We start from the raw sequence: 16,369 nt of genomic DNA, 5'->3' as shown, positions 1-16,369 counted from the left end.
ATGGGCAAAGGTCCCGGTTGGTTCTTAATCGGCGCCTATTTGATTCCTGCAGCAAGCAGCACGGCACTTAACCGGGCATACTCGGCAATACTCAGCGTTTCCCCGCGGCGGGTCGGCTCGATACCGGCTTCAGCTAGCAGAGACTCCAGACGCTCCCTTCCTTCTCCCGGAAAAAAGCGGGCCTTGAGGTTGTTGGCAATCGTCTTGCGGCGCTGGGTGAAGGAAGCCTGGACCACCTCGAAGAAATGCTTCTCATCGGCCACTTCAACCGGCGGACGTTCTCTCACCTTCAGACGGATCACGGCAGACTCCACGTTAGGCTGCGGAATGAATACCGTGCGCGGCACAATACAGACCAGTTCAGGCTCGCTATAATACTGTACGGCGATGCTTAAGCTGCCGTAATCTTTACCGCCCGGTGAAGCCGCCATGCGCTCGGCAACCTCCTTCTGGATCATCACTACGATGTTGTCGAGCGGCAGCTTCTCTTCCAGCAGCTTCATGAGTATGGGGGTCGTCACATAATAAGGCAGATTCGCAACCACGCTGACTCTCTCCACACCGGTAAAATCTTCAGCAAACAGCTCCTGCAAATTCACCTTCAGCACATCATCGTTGCGGATCTTCACATGCGGATAGGAAGCAAGTACATCCCGCAGAATCGGAATCAAGCGCTGGTCAATCTCCACTGCCGTTACGGCACCGGCTGCAGCCGCCAGCCTTTCGGTCAACGCGCCGATCCCCGGTCCAATTTCCAGTGCCCCTGCGGCCTGATCGAGACCGGCCGCGTCCACAATTTTGTCGAGTATATTCTGGTCAATCAGAAAATTCTGGCCTAGGCTTTTCTTGAACGAAAATCCGTAACGCTGAATAATTTCCTTAGTCCGTGCCGGAGATGAAATATTGTTGTTGCCACTCATGAGGTAATGCCTCCCTGATCAATTTGCGCGACAGCGTTATTGAATTCCTCCCGCGTAATACCAAACATCGCCAGCCTCTTATATAACTGCTTGCCGTTGCAGTATCCGATGCCGAGCAGGTTGCCCAGCGCCATTCTCCGCTCTGCGGCCTGGGCATGCACCATCATCCCGGCAGCCATCAGGTCATCCAGCCCAATCAAGGCCGGAGCGCCTTCGAAGGAGGTGTGGACATGCTGGAGCGCGTAACGGATCGCCTCCGGGGAGGCATTTTCAACCCCGATGTCGCCTTTACGGGTAGCGTCCTTCTCGGGGATGAACGCATGCTTGCAGCCCGGAACCTTCGAAGAGACAATTTTGCGGATGCGTTCACCGGCATGATCGGGGTCTGTAAGAATAATAACCCCCCTGCGTTCCATCGCTAGCTGAATCTTGGCGATCACCTTGCGGTCGACAGCCGAACCGCCTGTCTCAATCGTATCCGCATCTACCGCACGCTTCACGGCAACCGTATCGCTTTTGCCTTCCACAACAATTAATTCCTTGATCATATTTCCTTACTCCTTCATCGTCTGGAACGCAAAAAGAAGAGGATCGCTCCCCTTCTTTTTGGCTAAAGAATGTATAAGTGATGAGCGGCAGCTCTTTGATCCATTCCAAAAGTGCTACCATCACTATATCTTATAAACCGCTAATTTGCAAAAGACTTAGGCCGCCTAATTCAGCTCCGGCTTCACAGGCCCAATGACATAGATCGTCCGGGATTTGCGGCCAAAGTTACGGGCATGGCTCAGTGAATCGTAATAGACATCCACCTTGTTGCCTTTGATGGCACCGCCGGTATCCTCTGCACGGCGAAACCCTAATCCCTCAATGTACACCCACCAGCCGATAGGTATTACACTCGGGTCAACAGCAATGGTCCGACCTTCCGTTACGCGTGTGCCGGAGGCGGTACGTGTACCAATACCAGGCTCTTCAGAAGAATAAGCCGTCATGGATACATTTTTGATCACTCTTTTGTATTCGAAATCTACGCCTGCCTTAGTGATGACGTTATTGCTGTTTGCGCTAACTTTGGATGATTTGGAGGTAGTTGCTGGTTTGGAAGTTACTGTAGCTACTGCAGGCTTGGGAAGGGCTTTGATACCAATGGCAATAATTTTGTCTTTGGTTACCGTCTGTACTTCCTTGCCAACCATACGCATTGAAGCCAGCTTACCGTCTCGATAGATCTTCTCGATATGCTGAACCATTACGCCTGGTTTACCCGCTTGCGCCACTCTTACGGTTCCCTTGGTCAGGGAGGGGTCTGCTGTCTTGATTACCCGGAAAGGCAAACTTGCTGTCCGCTGCACAACTTGTTTGTTGATACGGACAATTTTGACTTTCATGTCAGCAGTAACTGCGGTTTCAAGCGAAGGATAAATCTTGTCATAGCTCTCCAGGCTGATGCCCAGTTTGCCAATGGCCTGACCGATGGTGTCTTCGGTCGTATACAATGTCTTAGTTGCTCCGTCTGCGGTAAGGCTAAACGCCTGCGCACGGTTAATCACGACACGGTCGCCGTCTTTTATTTCATCACTAAGGCCAATGGATAAAGCATCATGCGGCTGCAGCGAAATTTGTTCCTTTGCCAGCACATCGCTGAGCAGCGCTTCCCGCGTCTCAAGCTTCTGTACTTTTCCGTCTATGACTAACGTTATTTCTTTAATGCTTTGACCGTGTACGTACAGCAGAATTATCAGCGCGATAATAATTGACACCACACCTGCAAGCGAAAGTACGCGAGGATTCACTTGCTTCAACCGTAATGCGAAAGACCTGCTGGATGATTGCGAATCATGGGATACTTCTGGTTGGAATACGCCCATTCTCTCCATCCTCCTTACATAGCCCCGTCGTCCAAGTTGTATATCTTAAGATGACTGTATCATTTCTGACGAAACTAGGTTTGAGATTACCACAGGATACGCCCGCATTGCTTTAGCGTTTCCTGCTCATGGATCGCCTGCTCGGCATAGCTGCTCCAGGTACCTGTTATATAACAGTATGCCGGGATCATTCGCATTATTCATAACAAAAAAAGCCCAAAAGAGTTCATAGAGGACTCTTTCGTGGCTCTCCGGGTGTCAGAATACGCGGGAATGCTTTTGCACGAGGTTTCCTCTCTTACTTGCGCTTACGGGGTTAGCTGTCGGGTTCGGGCATAAGAGAGACGCCCTATCTTAGGTCACCCGCTCACGGCGGTTGCCCTCAAATTCACCCCAAAGACCCGTGAAGAAATCGAATACTGTCTGCGGCATTTCTGTGTTGTACCCTATGTACGGACATGCGGCAGAGCAATATTGGTTCCCCCGTTCTCCATACGGAGACTCAGCGAGACGATCCATGAAATAGTGACTGTCACAGTAACAACAGCTCACTGCACTGAAAAGATGATATCCTGTTTTGATGCATGTTGTAAAGCGCGATTCAAGCACGTTTAAGCAAAAAAATCATTAAAATATTGTAATAATCAGTTGATTTTGTGTTAAAAAAGTTTAATATATCGGATATACTTCTTTTTTCACCCGATTTTCTCTCGATTTCAGACTATCCCAAATCGTTCCAGCGCGTTCGCATACGTAATTTCCGCCAATTCTTGTAAATCAATCCCTTTTATTTCCGCCGCTGCTTGGGCCACCAGCTTCACATGAGCGCTCTCATTTCGCTTGCCCCGGAAGGGGTGAGGCGTCAAATATGGCGAGTCGGTTTCGATCAAAAGCCGGTCCATCGGAGTCTGGGCAAGCACCTCTTTAGGTACCCTTGCATTCTTGAAAGTAACAGGTCCGCCAAATGACAGGTGAAAGCCTAGATCGAGACACATTTTGGCTGTTTCCCAGCTCCCGGAAAACGAATGCATCACACCGCCAACTTCATTCGCTTTCTCTTCCCGCAAAATCCGCACCACATCCTCATGCGCATCGCGGTTATGAATACAGATTGGCATCTTCAGCTCCCGGGCAAGTCCAATTTGTTTGCGGAACACCTCATGCTGAACCTCCTTCGGGGAGGTGTCCCAGTAATAATCCAGTCCGATTTCCCCAATGGCCACCACCTTCTTATGGCTGCAAAGTGAGGCGATCCAGTCGAGATCACCATCCTTCATGTCAATAGCATCCACAGGATGCCAGCCGACGGCTGCATAAATATAATCATAAGTCTCGGCCAATTTCATCGTTGTCGGAATCGTTTCCCGGTTGAACCCGATGTTAATCATCTTGCTGACCCCAGCCTCTACCGCCCTGGCGATAACCTCTTCACGGTCCTCGTCGAATTGTGGAGCATCGAGATGGGTGTGAGTGTCGAATAGCTGCATTTCTTCTCATCCTTTCGTTTGTGATTTCTATGATGAATTCCATAAATTTTCGTATTATTTGTCAAAAATTTTAACGATGGACAGAGGTAGCCGTGGGAGAGCTTTCTGCAGCTTGTCCTGCGGGAAATACAGGTGATGCCTGCCGCGGTGTATCCCGCTGATCGAGCGGACAATATCCGAAACTTCGGAAATTTCCCTCAGCTTGTCATGCCGGTCAAGGAGCAGAATTTGCTTGCTGTCAAAGCCCTCGCCCGGACGGAAAACATCATAGGGGAGATCTGTCGGAAAATCAATTTCCAGGTCGTAATCGGCATCCAGTCCAGCCTCTGTAAAGCTGCGGCGAATTTCGCCAATCGTCTCTGAATCGAGATTTTCCATCTCTACATATTTATACAGTCTACGATGAATAAACCGGTTGCACAAGTCGCTTAACGTTTTGTCCTCTTCCAGCGTCCACTGCATAAAGGCTGTCTGGACCAGAGCCTCATCCAAGAGCAGGTACTGCTCCACGCTCACCTCACCACGGAACAAATCACTCAAGGGCTCAATCATGAAGCGGAAAGAATAGCCTTCCCGGAATAGCTCTTTGGCTCTGCGGAAAATCTGCCGCAAAATGATCTCCGAGCTGCGCGTAACCGGATGAAAATAAACCTGCCAATACATCTGATAGCGCGACATCAAATAATCCTCAATCGCATGCATCCCCGACTCTTTGACGACAACCCGGCCATTATAGGGACGCAGCATTCTCAGAATACGGTCAATATCAATGGTTCCGTAATTCACCCCTGTATAATACGCATCTCGGAGCAAATAATCCATTCGGTCGGCATCCAGCGGCCCTGATACCAGATTAACGACAATTTCATGCTCATACGTCTTCGATATTACTGAGGCGACCTTTTGCGGAAAATCCTCCTCCACTTCACGCAGAATAGCGGTAATTTCCGTATCCTCCTGAATGATCCTGCAGGTCCAGTCTTCATGGTTCATTTCAAAAGCTTCTTCTATAGAATGGGAGAACGGGCCATGCCCCAAATCATGCAGCAGTGCCGCACAGAGGGTGAGCAGACTTTCCTCAGGTATCCAGTCTTTGTATCCGCTTCGTTCGAACTGGGAGATGATCCGGCGCGTAATTTCGTAGACCCCAAGCGAATGGGAAAAACGGCTGTGTTCAGCGCCATGAAAGGTCAGATAAGAGGTGCCAAGCTGGCGAATCCGCCGCAGTCGCTGAAATTCTTTGGTGTTAATCAATCGCCAGATAATCGTATCCTGAACATGAACATAATTGTGAACCGGGTCCTTAAAAACCTTCTCTTCTGTCAGCGGCTGCTTCATGAAATCAACTCCTTCAGATAATAATATAGAAAAAATAAGAAAAAACGAATATAATAGTGAATCATGTCGCACTTTGTCGAATAATGACGTTTTAAGGATTTACAAATCGACAAACTGCTTTGAAACGATTTTCGTGAATTTTGCGTTAGTACTAAGCGTTATAAAAGTTTTTTTTGAAAATCCCAGAAAATTCACTTCAAAAAAGGTTGACTGTTTTGGGAATGGTTGGTATTATAAGTATCATAAAACGGTGAACAATGTCGAATAATGACGCTTTTGATAATCGAGAGGAGCAACGATTGTAATGATGAAATCAACAGGTATTGTAAGAAAAGTAGACGAGCTGGGACGGGTCGTTATTCCAATTGAATTGCGCCGTACACTGGGCATTGGTGAAAAAGATGCGCTCGAAATTTACGTGGACGGTGAGCGGATCATGCTTAAGAAATACGAGCCTGCTTGTATTTTCTGCGGCAATGCTGAAAATGTAACCTACTTCAAAGGAAAAATTGTTTGTCATGAATGCATTTCTGCCATCCCTACCCCTGTGACAAACTAGAACAAATAGGTTATAATAAGAACTAATCAAATTGTTAATTCTAACCTTTTTATATCTCCTTGGCCTCCCGTTAGTGCGGGAGGTATTTTTTTGCTGTTTTCGCCCTCCCAAACCCTCCCTACAGGGAGGGCCCCAGAGGGCCCCGGCCCTCTGGACACCCGGAAGCTTGTCTAATTGTGGGAGTGGCGCGTAAGGGAGCAGCGGTTGGCGGTGGACCGGCCCTTTTTCGGGCGAAGCCCTCGGGGCCTTGCCATGCGAAGGGTTTCGCCATAGGCCTTGCCCCTATGGCGGCTGCGCAGGGCGCTCCCGGGCAACGGGCGGTGCAGCAAGCCCGCTCTCCCTTCGGGAATCGCTTTACGGCGGCGGGACCGAGAAACGGTAGCGCGGAGATGCACCTTTGAGTGCAATAGAGCGCTCTCCCTACGGGATTCGCTTTACAGCGGCGCGACCTGTGACCATCGTGCTGCTGATTACTGGCCGGGGTGCGCCTTTGAGTGCTTTAGAGCGCTCTCCCTTCGGGATTCGCTTTACAGCGACGCGACCTGGTGACTGTGGTGCTGCTGGTTACTGGCTGAAGCGCGCCTTTGAGTGCTTTAGAGCGCTCTCCCTTCGGGAATCGCTTTACAGCGGCGCGATGCAGAAGGAAAATAAATCCTGTAATTCTTCCCTTTATCATATATATAAATGTACAAAATACAAATACAACTAATATTTGCAGAAATAATCTCCAGATATATAGAATGCATCTATTTTCATATATAGCTGTTTAAGGAACAGGATTTGCAGGTTCGCTGCGTAACAGGCCTCTTCACTAAGTTGTGCAGCATGTTAGTCAATTTAGGAGTACTCTACGTTTTTTCTTAAAGAGAGCCGTATAGCTTCCTATGCTGCAGTCCCTACTCTCTTTCCAGCAGCGAATTGTAGATATCGCGTTTGGCTAAGCCGCGGTCTGAAGCTGTTTTTTTCATCGCGTCTTTGCGTGACAGACCTGAAGCTTCATAATGAGCCACATGCTCCTCAATACTAAGCTCACGCCACCATGAAGACTCGGCAAGCTCTGCCTCCTCTTTGCTCTCTCCTTCCAGCACGATGACGTACTCACCCAGAGGAGGGTGTTCGACCAGCCAAGAACTACATTCCTCAATCGTCCCGCGCAGGAACTCCTCATAACGCTTGGTCAGCTCACGGGCCAGCACAACCCGGCGGTTGCCGAAGGCCTCCTGTAAATGCTCTAGAGTCTTGGCAACCCGATGCGGTGACTCATAGAACAGCAGGGTTCCTTGTGCTGAGCGAAGACTGGACAAGACCTTGCGGATATCCTTGCGCTCCCTCGGCAGGAAGCCGATGAAAGTGAAGCTTGTGGTTGGTAAGCCGGAAGCGATTAATGCGGACAGCGCCGCGTTCGCTCCAGGGATCGGAATCACGGGGATGCCGTGGCTGATAGCAAGCGCTACAAGGTCGGCGCCAGGATCGGAAATCGCCGGCAGGCCGGCGTCGCTGACAAGCGCTAAATTTTTACCTTCTATTATATAGCGTATCAGTTCAGGTCCACTGGCTGCCTTATTATGCTCATGATAGCTGAACAGCATCGAAGGCGTAATTTCAAAATGGCTAAGGAGCTTGCGGGTCTGTCTCGTATCCTCGGCAGCAATAATATCGCATTCCTGCAGCGTACGGACAGCACGATACGTCATATCCTCCAAATTGCCAATCGGTGTTGCCACCAGATACAATGAGCCTGTTCCTTCTTGCTGATTTTCATTTTTGCTCTGAAAGCTGCTTTGACTTGAGATCGTCATGATTTACCCTCTTTAGCACCATAGTAGATGTCCATGATTTCCGGACAATATTGATTGTCCTCATTATATACGATCAGTGGAGGTTGTAAACGCACCTCAGGCTTGCCGTCCCGCGCAGCTTCAATCAGCACCATGTTGGCTTCCAGGTGGGCACGCGGATGAACAAAACGAATCAGCTTCGGTTCCAGCCTGTATTGCCTCATGAGACTGATGATATCGACCAGACGCTGCGGCTTGTGAACCATGCTTACCTTGCCGCCGGTGCGGACAAGCCGGACACAGGCCTGAATTACCTCCTCCAGAGTGCAGCCCAGCTCATGACGGGCCATAGCCTGATGCGTATTCAGCTTGAGATCGCTTCCGTTCAGCGGCATGTAGGGCGGATTGACGGTGATGGCATCGTATACGCCGTATCCTGCCACATTATGCAGTTCACGCAAGTCTCCTTCATGGATCGTTACCTGATCCTGCAGGCCGTTCATCGCTACACTGCGGCGGGCCATATCTGCCAGACGGGGTTGAATTTCAATTCCTTCTATAGAAGCTTTGGTTCGCGTCGTAAGCAGTATCGGGATAACGCCATTGCCTGTGCACAGATCAAGCACTCTGCCCCGCGGCGGAATACTGGCAAACCGTGCAAGCAGCACGGCATCCATAGAAAAGCTGAACACCTCATCACTCTGAATGATTGTCAGATCATGAGTCAGTAAATCGTCTACCCGCTCCGCACTATGCAAAGGAACCGGCACATCGTTAAAAGAATTTGTCATTATACTCTCCTTCTTCGGGTACATAACTCGCTATAGAAGCATATATTCCTCTAAATTCAAAAAAAACCGTAGGCGTAAATCTCCTACGGCTGGATATCCTCATTTATTAAGAAACGAAAGACAGAACAAGCAGTCACCCTCTGTACGCAAATGGCCGAAATAGACATTGCAGATGTGAAAGCCTTCATGATAAAGCCGGGCCAGATTGTCATAGCCTTCCCCGACAACCTCTTCTGTCCCCTCACTAGCGGCCAAAAGAGCCTCCGCTTCAGCAGAATGGGCAGCAGGGTCCAGAGGCGCTTCCCGCTTTAAAATTTTGCGGAGCTGTTCATTCTCCAGACTCAGCCTTTGATTGGCTTCCATTAATTCCTTAACCGTCTGTTTCCAATCTCCGAGACTTGCGCGCATTGTTTCCATCTGCGCTTCCATCTCCTGCATGTGTGCAAATATATTTATCTTCTCCAAGTTTCCACCCCGAAAGTAACCTTATATGGTTTACTTGACGACAACATCATCCATTGGAAGTTCCTTAACTTTGCCCACTTCGAACAACTGCACATGAACCGTGCGGCTTCCGGCATTAAGACCAACGACTTTACCTTCACCCAGTGAAGTTATAACGAGCTTGCCTACCGCCGGCATTTCTTCCTTCGTACTTTCATAATTATCATGCTCAAATTTCAAGCAGCACATGAGCCGTCCGCACAATCCCGAGATCTTCGTCGGATTCAGCGACAGATTCTGATCCTTAGCCATCTTGATGGACACAGGCTCAAAATCGCCAAGCCAGGAAGAGCAGCAAAGCACCCGTCCACAAGGCCCTAAACCACCGAGCATCTTAGCCTCATCACGCACCCCGATCTGCCGGAGCTCAATGCGGGTACGGAAAATGCTTGCCAGGTCCTTGACCAATTCACGAAAATCGACACGGCCCTCAGCGGTGAAATAAAAAATAATCTTATTGCGGTCAAACGTAAATTCCACATCCACAAGCTTCATTTTGAGGCCATGATCGCGGATTTTATTTAAACAGGTACTAAAAGCATCCTTTGCTGCACCCTTGTTCTCTTCCACCACACGTGCGTCGGTTTCACCGGCAATCCGCATGACTTTTTTGAGAGGCAATACAACATCCGCTTCCTGCACCTCTTTTTTGCCAACGACAACCTTACCGTATTCGACCCCTCTTGCTGTCTCAACAATAACGCATTGATCCCGTTCAATCGGAAAATCAAGCGGATCGAAGTAATATATTTTACCCGCTTTTTTGAAGCGGACACCTACTACGCTGTACAAAAATTAACCCCCTTGTTTGCCGGTAAAAGGAACCCAAAAGCCAAGTTCGCTCCCTGGTGATCCATGCTTGTCCTTCCTCATCCGTTAACCCCATACTTCCAGGCTCAAGCTTTGATCCGGAGGATATATCATAACTAACCCTTTAACTTTCCAGTCGGATTAAAAACTGTTCCAGACAGAGCTGGGCATTGGCATTGGAACGCAGCTTACGCTTGCTCTCCACCGCGAATTCCATATAGGCCACCCATTGTTCCGTACTCCGCTGACGGGCATGTCTGGAAATGAAGTCTAACTGATCTATGAAAACGATACTTTCGTGCTTTCGGTACAGGAAGTAGAGCATATCTTTGAACCATAGGTGGAACATGCTGAACAGGATATCCAAATGTTCACCGAGTCCGGTCTTGAACAGCTTCTGTCCGGCGGTTGCTACCGCAGAGCTGCCTTTGCCCAAAGACTCCTTCGCTAATTGTAACACTAGATTTCTCATTTCTGCAAACCAATTCTGTGCCAAAAGTTCCCTGCAGCCATCAAGCCCCGAAGTCAGTGATACCGCGCATCGTGCTAGTGGAACCGGGACCCCTTCACTGGCGAGTGCCTGGAGCATAATCTCCGGATGAAGCGGGCTAAAAGGGATACGCTGGGTCCTTGACTGGATCGTTGGCAGCAGGGAACTGCTATTGTCGGAAATCAGAATGCCCACTGCAGGCGCCGGGGGCTCTTCCAGAAATTTCAGCAGACTGTTTGCGGCTTGCACCGTCATTTTGTCCGCTCCTTCTATAATATAAACCTTCGGATTAACACCCTCCGAGCGGTAAGAGAACATGCGCTGCAATTCACGGATCTGATCAATTTTGATGCTTGCGCCATCCGGCTTCACTAACGTTAAATCCGGGTGATTGCCATGCTCAACCTTGCGGCATTCCAGACATTCTCCGCAGGCATCATCTTCACTGGCTGTACAAAATATTGCTTGGGCGAATACAAGTGCCGTCTTCATTTGCCCGCTTCCGGACGGCCCGGTGAACAGGTAGGCATGACTCACAGCATCCTTGCGCAGAGCATTTTGAAGCAGGCGCTTGGCATCCGCCTGGCCTAATATATCATGAAAAGACATAAATTCCTCCAAGTCTTTTAAAAAGCAAGGTTAATCAGCATTCCGCGGATTTCTCCGACCCGGCCCAGCAGGTCAATGCGGCCCTGCTCGCTTTCCAGCAAATCATCGGCCAAATTCAGTAGCGCCGCATCTATCTCCTCCAGCAGCTTGTAGCGTTTACCGCGTCCGCGCCGGTCCCAGCCTTTGGTTTCCTTGAGAATGACACCGCGCCGCGCCGTCTCCTCGAGAAACTTTTTGATCATATTGCGGTAAATCGCCAGCTCGCGGACAGTCATGGACTTGGCAAGGCGGTCACCCTGCTGCTGAATATCTTTGATCTTCTGATTCAGCTCATCCATCGTTTTCTGTTCGCCCTGCTGCTGAAATATATCGGTGAACGTCTTCTGCTGGACGGGTCTGCCCGCACCTTCAGCTGTCGACAACCCGCTTTTTAGGGGTCTGTAGCCCGGATTGATTTTCAAAGGTATCTACCGCCCTTAATGGTATATTGCTTCATATATTACTCAATAATGCTCAAAACGATCGACAGGAAGCACAAATACTGTAGCTCCGCCTACCTGAACCTCAACCGGCAGCGGCAAATACGAATCAGTCGTTCCGCTCATTGGAGTCACGGGAGTAACAAGCTGCTCACGCACCTTGCAGCTATTGCGAATCACAGTTAATACGGCATCAACCTGAGAGTCGTCTACACCAATCATAAACGTAGTATTGCCTGCCCGCAGGAACCCGCCTGTACTTGCCAGCTTGGTTGCACGGAAGTTCGCTTTGACAAGCTCGCTGGACAACCGGTTACTGTCTTTATCCTGGATAATAGCAATGATCAAATTCATCTTCGCTTTCCCTCCCAAAAATGGTTTTGAATAGCTGCAGAAGCCTGGACTTCGTTTTGCCGTACACTTAAATATATTAGACAAAACACCTTATAAATCCTTTAATATCCGCGCTTTCAGCGTTTGAACGATGTCCTGTTCCACCATATGGATCGGACGGTTGGCATCGAGAACAACAATCCGCTGCGGATCGGCCTTAATGACCTGCCTGTAGCCCTCCCGAACCTTTTGATGAAAGGCCAGGCTCTCCAAATCCAGACGGTTCACTTCCCGGTCCTGATTGGCGGCAATCCGCGACAACCCGACCTCCGGGTCCACATCAAGATAAAATGTCAAATCCGGCATAAGGCCTCCGGTAGCGAACCGGTTAATGCTCCGTACCTCCTCGATACCGAGCCCTCTTGCAAATCCCTGATACACCAGACTGCTGTCGACAAAGCGGTCGCAGAGCACCGTCAGCCCCTCTTTAAGCGCAGGCTCCACCACCTCCGCCAAATGCTGGCTCCGGGAGGCCGCATACAGCAGCGCCTCGGTCCGCGCATCCATCGCGGTATGCGCCGGGTCCAGAATAATAGAGCGGATCTTCTCGGCGATTTCAATGCCGCCAGGTTCGCGCGTAATCAGGTACGGCATGGAATGATTCTGCAGATATGCAGCCACTCTGCCCAGCACTGTTGTTTTTCCGGAGCCATCGCCTCCCTCCAGAGTAATGAAGTAACCTTCCCGTGCCACTTATACGTCTCCGCCCTTCTAAATGTTATATACCACGATTTGCTGTAAGGCCGGATCAGCACAAGCCTGAAATTTGGCTCCGCCTTGTCTGAGGCCGATTAGCCTTGTGCATATGTCTTCGGTTATCTTTTCACCCGGATACAGAAGCGGAATCCCCGGGGGATAAGGAATAACCATCTCCGCTGCTGTTCTACCCGCACTATATTCAAGCCTGATACTTTCGGTTTCCAAAATATTAACCGGCTTCAAGGAAAACTGCACCGGCTTTGAAATCAGAGCATCTTTGAAAATGTTCCACGTGGAATTATTTGCGGAAGGGGAAGCTTGACCTGGGTGCAGGCCTCGGGCTGATGTCCTGCTAACTGCACCCTCAGGGCAATCCGCCACTTCGCCTGGCGCCTCTGCGGCGATCTTCCGCAGCGCGTCCAGCAGCCGCTGCGAATCCTCCGCCTTCGAGCCGAGGCTGAAGGCGAGCACCACGTGCCGGTCGTCACTCATCTCCGGCACGATCCCTTCCGCTTCGAGCCTGCGCTGCAGCTCGAAGCCCCCCAGGACCCCGGCAGCGTCATAAATGACGGCCTTAAAGGGGTCCTGTGTGCAGTACGCCGCCATGCCCTGCGGCGGCGCATCACCCGCGGCGGCTGCACCAGCGCCGCCAAGAGGCTGCAGCGGCTGTGCCGGCTGCAGCAGCCCGAAGCGCGGCAGCTCCGCCAGGCCGCGCCGCAGCACGTCCACGGCGGCGAGTCCCGCCGTGAAGGCATCGGCGCGCTGGCTGTGCACCAGCCGCCGGGCCAGATCGAGCGAAGCCATCACGGGGTATGATGGGCTGGAGCTCTGCACCATGGCGAGCCGCTGGCGCAGCAGCGTGCGGTCGAGCAACGGCCCTTGCACATGCAGCATAGCGCCCATAGTCAGCGCCGTCAGCATCTTGTGCGTGGACTGCACCACGCCGTCCGCGTCGCACATCAGCGCCCCGGCTGGCAGCGCCGGGTGCTGCCCGTAATGCGCCCCGTGCGCCTCGTCAACCAGCAGCGGAACGCCGCTGGTATGGCAGGCCAGCGCGAGGGGCGCAAGATCACTGCCCATGCCGTAATAATTCGGCATGGTGACCAGCACGGCCGCGGCCTCAGGGTAGGCTGCAAGCGCAGCCTGAACCGTCTCGGCCGCCGGAGCAACCGCCAGGCCGCTGGCAGGATCAATCTGCGGCTCCACAAAAACAGCACGCACCCCGGCCAGCATTAAGCCGTGGATAACCGATTTATGCACATTACGCTGAAGAATAAGCGTCATCCCCGGCTCGGGACACACCGTGAGAATAAGTGCCAGGTTACCGGCAGTACTGCCGCCAACCAGAAAAAAACTCTCCTCTGCCCCAAAACAATCCGCCGCCAATTCCTGCGCTTCTTGAATTACCCCTTCCGGATGATGGAGATCATCTGTTCCGGTTATTTCCGTCACATCGTACCTCATCACCTCGCCCAAAAAACCGGCGCCCTCCAACAACCGATAGGCCTCCCCGTTCTTATGGCCAGGCACATGATAAGATAGACTTCCCTTTGCTCTATATTGTTCCAGCATTTCATATACAGGCGCCCTGCCAGGCTCTAATTTATCCATCTTTTCTTCCTTCCCTGGGGCTTACCTTCTATTTTAACGCAAATATGACTAAACGCCTATATTTCAGCAAAAATGCTTCCGCACATAACAAAACAGCCCCTCAGCCAACATGGACAGAGGAAGCCGTTATATTGAATATTTCTGCTGCAGTACAACGTAACACAGATCCACCGCCATTCCTTGGCACGTTAGCATGAAAGCTTGCCGGTGAAACCCAGTCAAGCATTCTTCTGCAGGTCAATCTTTTTCATCCGGCCGACAAAAAAGCGATATTTGGCGTCCTCAGCCTCTGTGCGCACCATCTCAGCCTCACAATCCTCGCAAATAAAATGCGAGACAATCACAATGCCTTCTTCTTTAATCTGCCCGCAGATAATACAGGCCTGCCCGGTTTGCTGTTCCATTACCATCCCACCTTGACTCTTTTAAGAACAGTATGATACACCTTCTATCATTTTAAACCTTTTCATAGTTTTTTCCCATTCTTCATAGCATAAAACATATATATTCTACGCACGCCTAAGCTGTGATTGTAAAGCCGGGTTTAACAAAACACCAGCATTGGCCGATATTAGTATCATAAGGACTTGCGAGGAGGTTAGAGCTTTTTTTATGGCATCCGACAACAAAGGCTCAGCTACATTCTACCAATACAAGCTGATCAAAAAAATCAATACTACCCCTGCTTGGCTGCGTATTTATATCGCACTGCCCGTTGCATGTGTTGTACTGGAAACCATATTCCTATCCTGGTGGAGCGTTCTGTTCATGATCATTGCTGCACCAGTTATCCTGTGGATTCAATATGTTGTCTCCCGTTCCGTTTTGCTGATTACCGGAAATCCCATTGCTAAGCGGTGGAAAATGTCACTTCACCTGCCGTGGCTTGGGTTTATGCCTGATCAATACATCAGCTACAGAGTCTTTCACAAAGTACAACTGCATAATCTCTGGATCGGCCTGTGCATCGCTGCACTTTTTATTGTCTGGGCGCCGCCGGCATTTACCGCTTCTTTGATCGTATGCCATCTGTGGGTGCTCCTGCCACGGTTGTACGCAATGCTCCGGCTGCGCCGTGAGGATAAGGATGGCATGCTGAAGTTTAACCCAGCTGACGTCTCCTATTACGCTCAGTAAGAATACCAGCACATTCATACAGCCGCCGCCTGCTATGAGCAAATAAAAAATCGCCATCCTGTTAAGGACAGCGATTTTTTTATTTGGTCTTCAATCCCTTAATAGAGGCCTTTTTTTCCTTTGGAATCATGACGATAAAATAACCGTCATGCACGGTTAAGTGCACGACACGCCCATCCTTCTGAAAAACTCTGGAGCTTCCCGCGTCTTCATCCTTCTGTTCCTCCCAGCCCCAGTCTGTAATCGCCTGCAGATAGGCATCTGGAACACCTTCCTTTTCCTTAAGCCCAGTCATAGAGTACCGGACATAATCCATGGCGACATTTGTCGTCGTCCGGTCAGGAGAGTTAGCTTCTTTCGGTACCGGAAAACTTTTCTCATTCAGTGCGCCTTCAAAAGTATCCCATTTCGGCTCTTTCGCTCCACAGCCCGCCAATATTACACCAACTATACAAAGAATACATAATATCCACAAAGGTCGGATTCGCTTCATAACTAAAACCTCCTTACACTACCATGCATCTAAAGACACAAGAAAATTCAAGATTTGAATTTATCAGTAGTTCATTCGTATTAAGAAAATGCTGTGTATTTGCACTTTTCTATTATACTTGGATCAATGAAATCGTCGGTAACAAAAATGTCACTCACTTGAAAACGCTTTATTTATTCAATAAATCCTCACATTTTTGTTGTTTTGTAGATAAAACAACAAAAAAGCCACTGTCGATTGCTCAACAATGGCTTCATGCTGCTTGGCGGCGTCCTACTCTCCCAGGACCCTTCGGTCCAAGTACCATCGGCGCTGGAGGGCTTAACGGTCGTGTTCGGGATGGGTACGCGTGGAACCCCTCCGCTATCGCCACCAAACGTGCGCTTGTGGAACAAGCGCC

General features: G+C 50.2%; 19 protein-coding genes, 1 rRNA gene and 1 riboswitch. Of the genes, 3 read left to right on the top strand and 17 right to left on the bottom strand.

The genetic code is table 11. The annotated features are described in order from the left end of the window. Nucleotides 1-35: 35 nt before the first annotated feature. The 5 genes from rsmA to AC0LWN_RS29190 form a co-directional block, all read right to left on the bottom strand. Nucleotides 36-920 carry a 16S rRNA (adenine(1518)-N(6)/adenine(1519)-N(6))-dimethyltransferase RsmA gene (gene rsmA, locus AC0LWN_RS29210; RefSeq protein WP_474671595.1) on the bottom strand — a complete coding sequence of 295 codons (885 nt, stop codon included), beginning with the start codon at nt 918-920 and terminating at the stop codon, nt 36-38. Continuing rightward, on the bottom strand, nt 917-1,468 hold the full coding sequence (gene rnmV, locus AC0LWN_RS29205) for a ribonuclease M5 (RefSeq protein ID WP_474671593.1): 552 nt from the start codon (nt 1,466-1,468) through the stop codon (nt 917-919). The genes rsmA and rnmV overlap by 4 nt, the downstream gene beginning before the upstream one ends. Nucleotides 1,469-1,633: 165 nt before the next feature. Further along, the gene (locus AC0LWN_RS29200) at nt 1,634-2,791 is read right to left on the bottom strand and encodes a resuscitation-promoting factor (protein ID WP_474671591.1); all 1,158 of its coding nucleotides are present in this window, start codon (nt 2,789-2,791) and stop codon (nt 1,634-1,636) included. Between the two features lie 290 nt (nt 2,792-3,081). Next, a riboswitch (cyclic di-AMP (ydaO/yuaA leader) is annotated at nt 3,082-3,309 on the bottom strand. 198 nt (nt 3,310-3,507) lie between these two features. Then, nucleotides 3,508-4,278 carry a TatD family hydrolase gene (locus AC0LWN_RS29195; RefSeq protein WP_474671589.1) on the bottom strand — a complete coding sequence of 257 codons (771 nt, stop codon included), beginning with the start codon at nt 4,276-4,278 and terminating at the stop codon, nt 3,508-3,510. 54 nt (nt 4,279-4,332) lie between these two features. Then, entirely contained in the window at nt 4,333-5,616 is a 1,284-nt protein-coding gene (locus AC0LWN_RS29190; protein WP_474671587.1) for an HD domain-containing protein, read from the bottom strand. 304 nt (nt 5,617-5,920) lie between these two features. Here AC0LWN_RS29190 and AC0LWN_RS29185 point away from each other — a divergent pair, with 304 nt between their 5' ends. Together AC0LWN_RS29185 and AC0LWN_RS29180 are read left to right on the top strand one after the other, a co-directional pair. Beyond that, the gene (locus AC0LWN_RS29185; RefSeq protein ID WP_019914502.1) at nt 5,921-6,175 is read left to right on the top strand and encodes an AbrB/MazE/SpoVT family DNA-binding domain-containing protein; all 255 of its coding nucleotides are present in this window, start codon (nt 5,921-5,923) and stop codon (nt 6,173-6,175) included. A gap of 397 nt (nt 6,176-6,572) precedes the next feature. Then, nucleotides 6,573-6,884, top strand: a complete 312-nt coding sequence (locus AC0LWN_RS29180) for a hypothetical protein (RefSeq protein WP_474671585.1) — start codon at nt 6,573-6,575, stop codon at nt 6,882-6,884. Between the two features lie 187 nt (nt 6,885-7,071). On the opposite strand, the gene rsmI is transcribed toward AC0LWN_RS29180, so the two are convergent. From rsmI to AC0LWN_RS29130, 10 genes are all read right to left on the bottom strand, one after another. After that, complete coding sequence (gene rsmI, locus AC0LWN_RS29175; protein WP_474671583.1) at nt 7,072-7,974, bottom strand: 16S rRNA (cytidine(1402)-2'-O)-methyltransferase; 903 nt, start codon at nt 7,972-7,974, stop codon at nt 7,072-7,074. After that, nucleotides 7,971-8,744, bottom strand: coding sequence for a tRNA1(Val) (adenine(37)-N6)-methyltransferase (locus tag AC0LWN_RS29170; protein ID WP_474671581.1), 774 nt, complete (start codon nt 8,742-8,744; stop codon nt 7,971-7,973). The genes rsmI and AC0LWN_RS29170 overlap by 4 nt, the downstream gene beginning before the upstream one ends. Before the next feature lie 99 nt (nt 8,745-8,843). After that, complete coding sequence (locus AC0LWN_RS29165) at nt 8,844-9,209, bottom strand: initiation-control protein YabA (RefSeq protein WP_028531069.1); 366 nt, start codon at nt 9,207-9,209, stop codon at nt 8,844-8,846. 30 nt (nt 9,210-9,239) lie between these two features. Next, on the bottom strand, nt 9,240-10,040 hold the full coding sequence (locus tag AC0LWN_RS29160) for a PSP1 domain-containing protein (protein WP_474671579.1): 801 nt from the start codon (nt 10,038-10,040) through the stop codon (nt 9,240-9,242). Between the two features lie 142 nt (nt 10,041-10,182). Next, complete coding sequence (holB, locus tag AC0LWN_RS29155; protein ID WP_474671577.1) at nt 10,183-11,157, bottom strand: DNA polymerase III subunit delta'; 975 nt, start codon at nt 11,155-11,157, stop codon at nt 10,183-10,185. A gap of 17 nt (nt 11,158-11,174) precedes the next feature. Beyond that, nucleotides 11,175-11,618, bottom strand: coding sequence for a YaaR family protein (locus AC0LWN_RS29150; protein WP_458967649.1), 444 nt, complete (start codon nt 11,616-11,618; stop codon nt 11,175-11,177). A gap of 42 nt (nt 11,619-11,660) precedes the next feature. Further along, a complete protein-coding gene (locus AC0LWN_RS29145) occupies nt 11,661-11,990 on the bottom strand; it encodes a cyclic di-AMP receptor DarA (protein WP_019914514.1) in 330 nt (109 codons plus the stop codon). A 90-nt stretch (nt 11,991-12,080) separates the two neighbouring features. Further along, nucleotides 12,081-12,722 (bottom strand): dTMP kinase, encoded by a 642-nt coding sequence (gene tmk / locus AC0LWN_RS29140; RefSeq protein WP_474671574.1) that lies wholly within the window; start codon nt 12,720-12,722, stop codon nt 12,081-12,083. Between the two features lie 18 nt (nt 12,723-12,740). Next, entirely contained in the window at nt 12,741-14,339 is a 1,599-nt protein-coding gene (locus AC0LWN_RS29135; RefSeq protein WP_474671572.1) for an aminotransferase class I/II-fold pyridoxal phosphate-dependent enzyme, read from the bottom strand. A 218-nt stretch (nt 14,340-14,557) separates the two neighbouring features. Next, on the bottom strand, nt 14,558-14,743 hold the full coding sequence (locus AC0LWN_RS29130; protein ID WP_019914517.1) for a sigma factor G inhibitor Gin: 186 nt from the start codon (nt 14,741-14,743) through the stop codon (nt 14,558-14,560). 208 nt (nt 14,744-14,951) lie between these two features. Here AC0LWN_RS29130 and AC0LWN_RS29125 point away from each other — a divergent pair, with 208 nt between their 5' ends. Next, nucleotides 14,952-15,476, top strand: coding sequence for a hypothetical protein (locus tag AC0LWN_RS29125; RefSeq protein ID WP_474671570.1), 525 nt, complete (start codon nt 14,952-14,954; stop codon nt 15,474-15,476). A gap of 79 nt (nt 15,477-15,555) precedes the next feature. On the opposite strand, the gene AC0LWN_RS29120 is transcribed toward AC0LWN_RS29125, so the two are convergent. Next, on the bottom strand, nt 15,556-15,969 hold the full coding sequence (locus tag AC0LWN_RS29120; RefSeq protein WP_474671568.1) for a hypothetical protein: 414 nt from the start codon (nt 15,967-15,969) through the stop codon (nt 15,556-15,558). 260 nt (nt 15,970-16,229) lie between these two features. Further along, nucleotides 16,230-16,346, bottom strand: a 5S ribosomal RNA gene (gene rrf, locus AC0LWN_RS29115). Nucleotides 16,347-16,369 lie beyond the last annotated feature (23 nt).

This window comes from Paenibacillus sp. sgz302115 (assembly GCF_056120445.1).
This window is presented reverse-complemented; position numbering and strand designations above follow the sequence as displayed.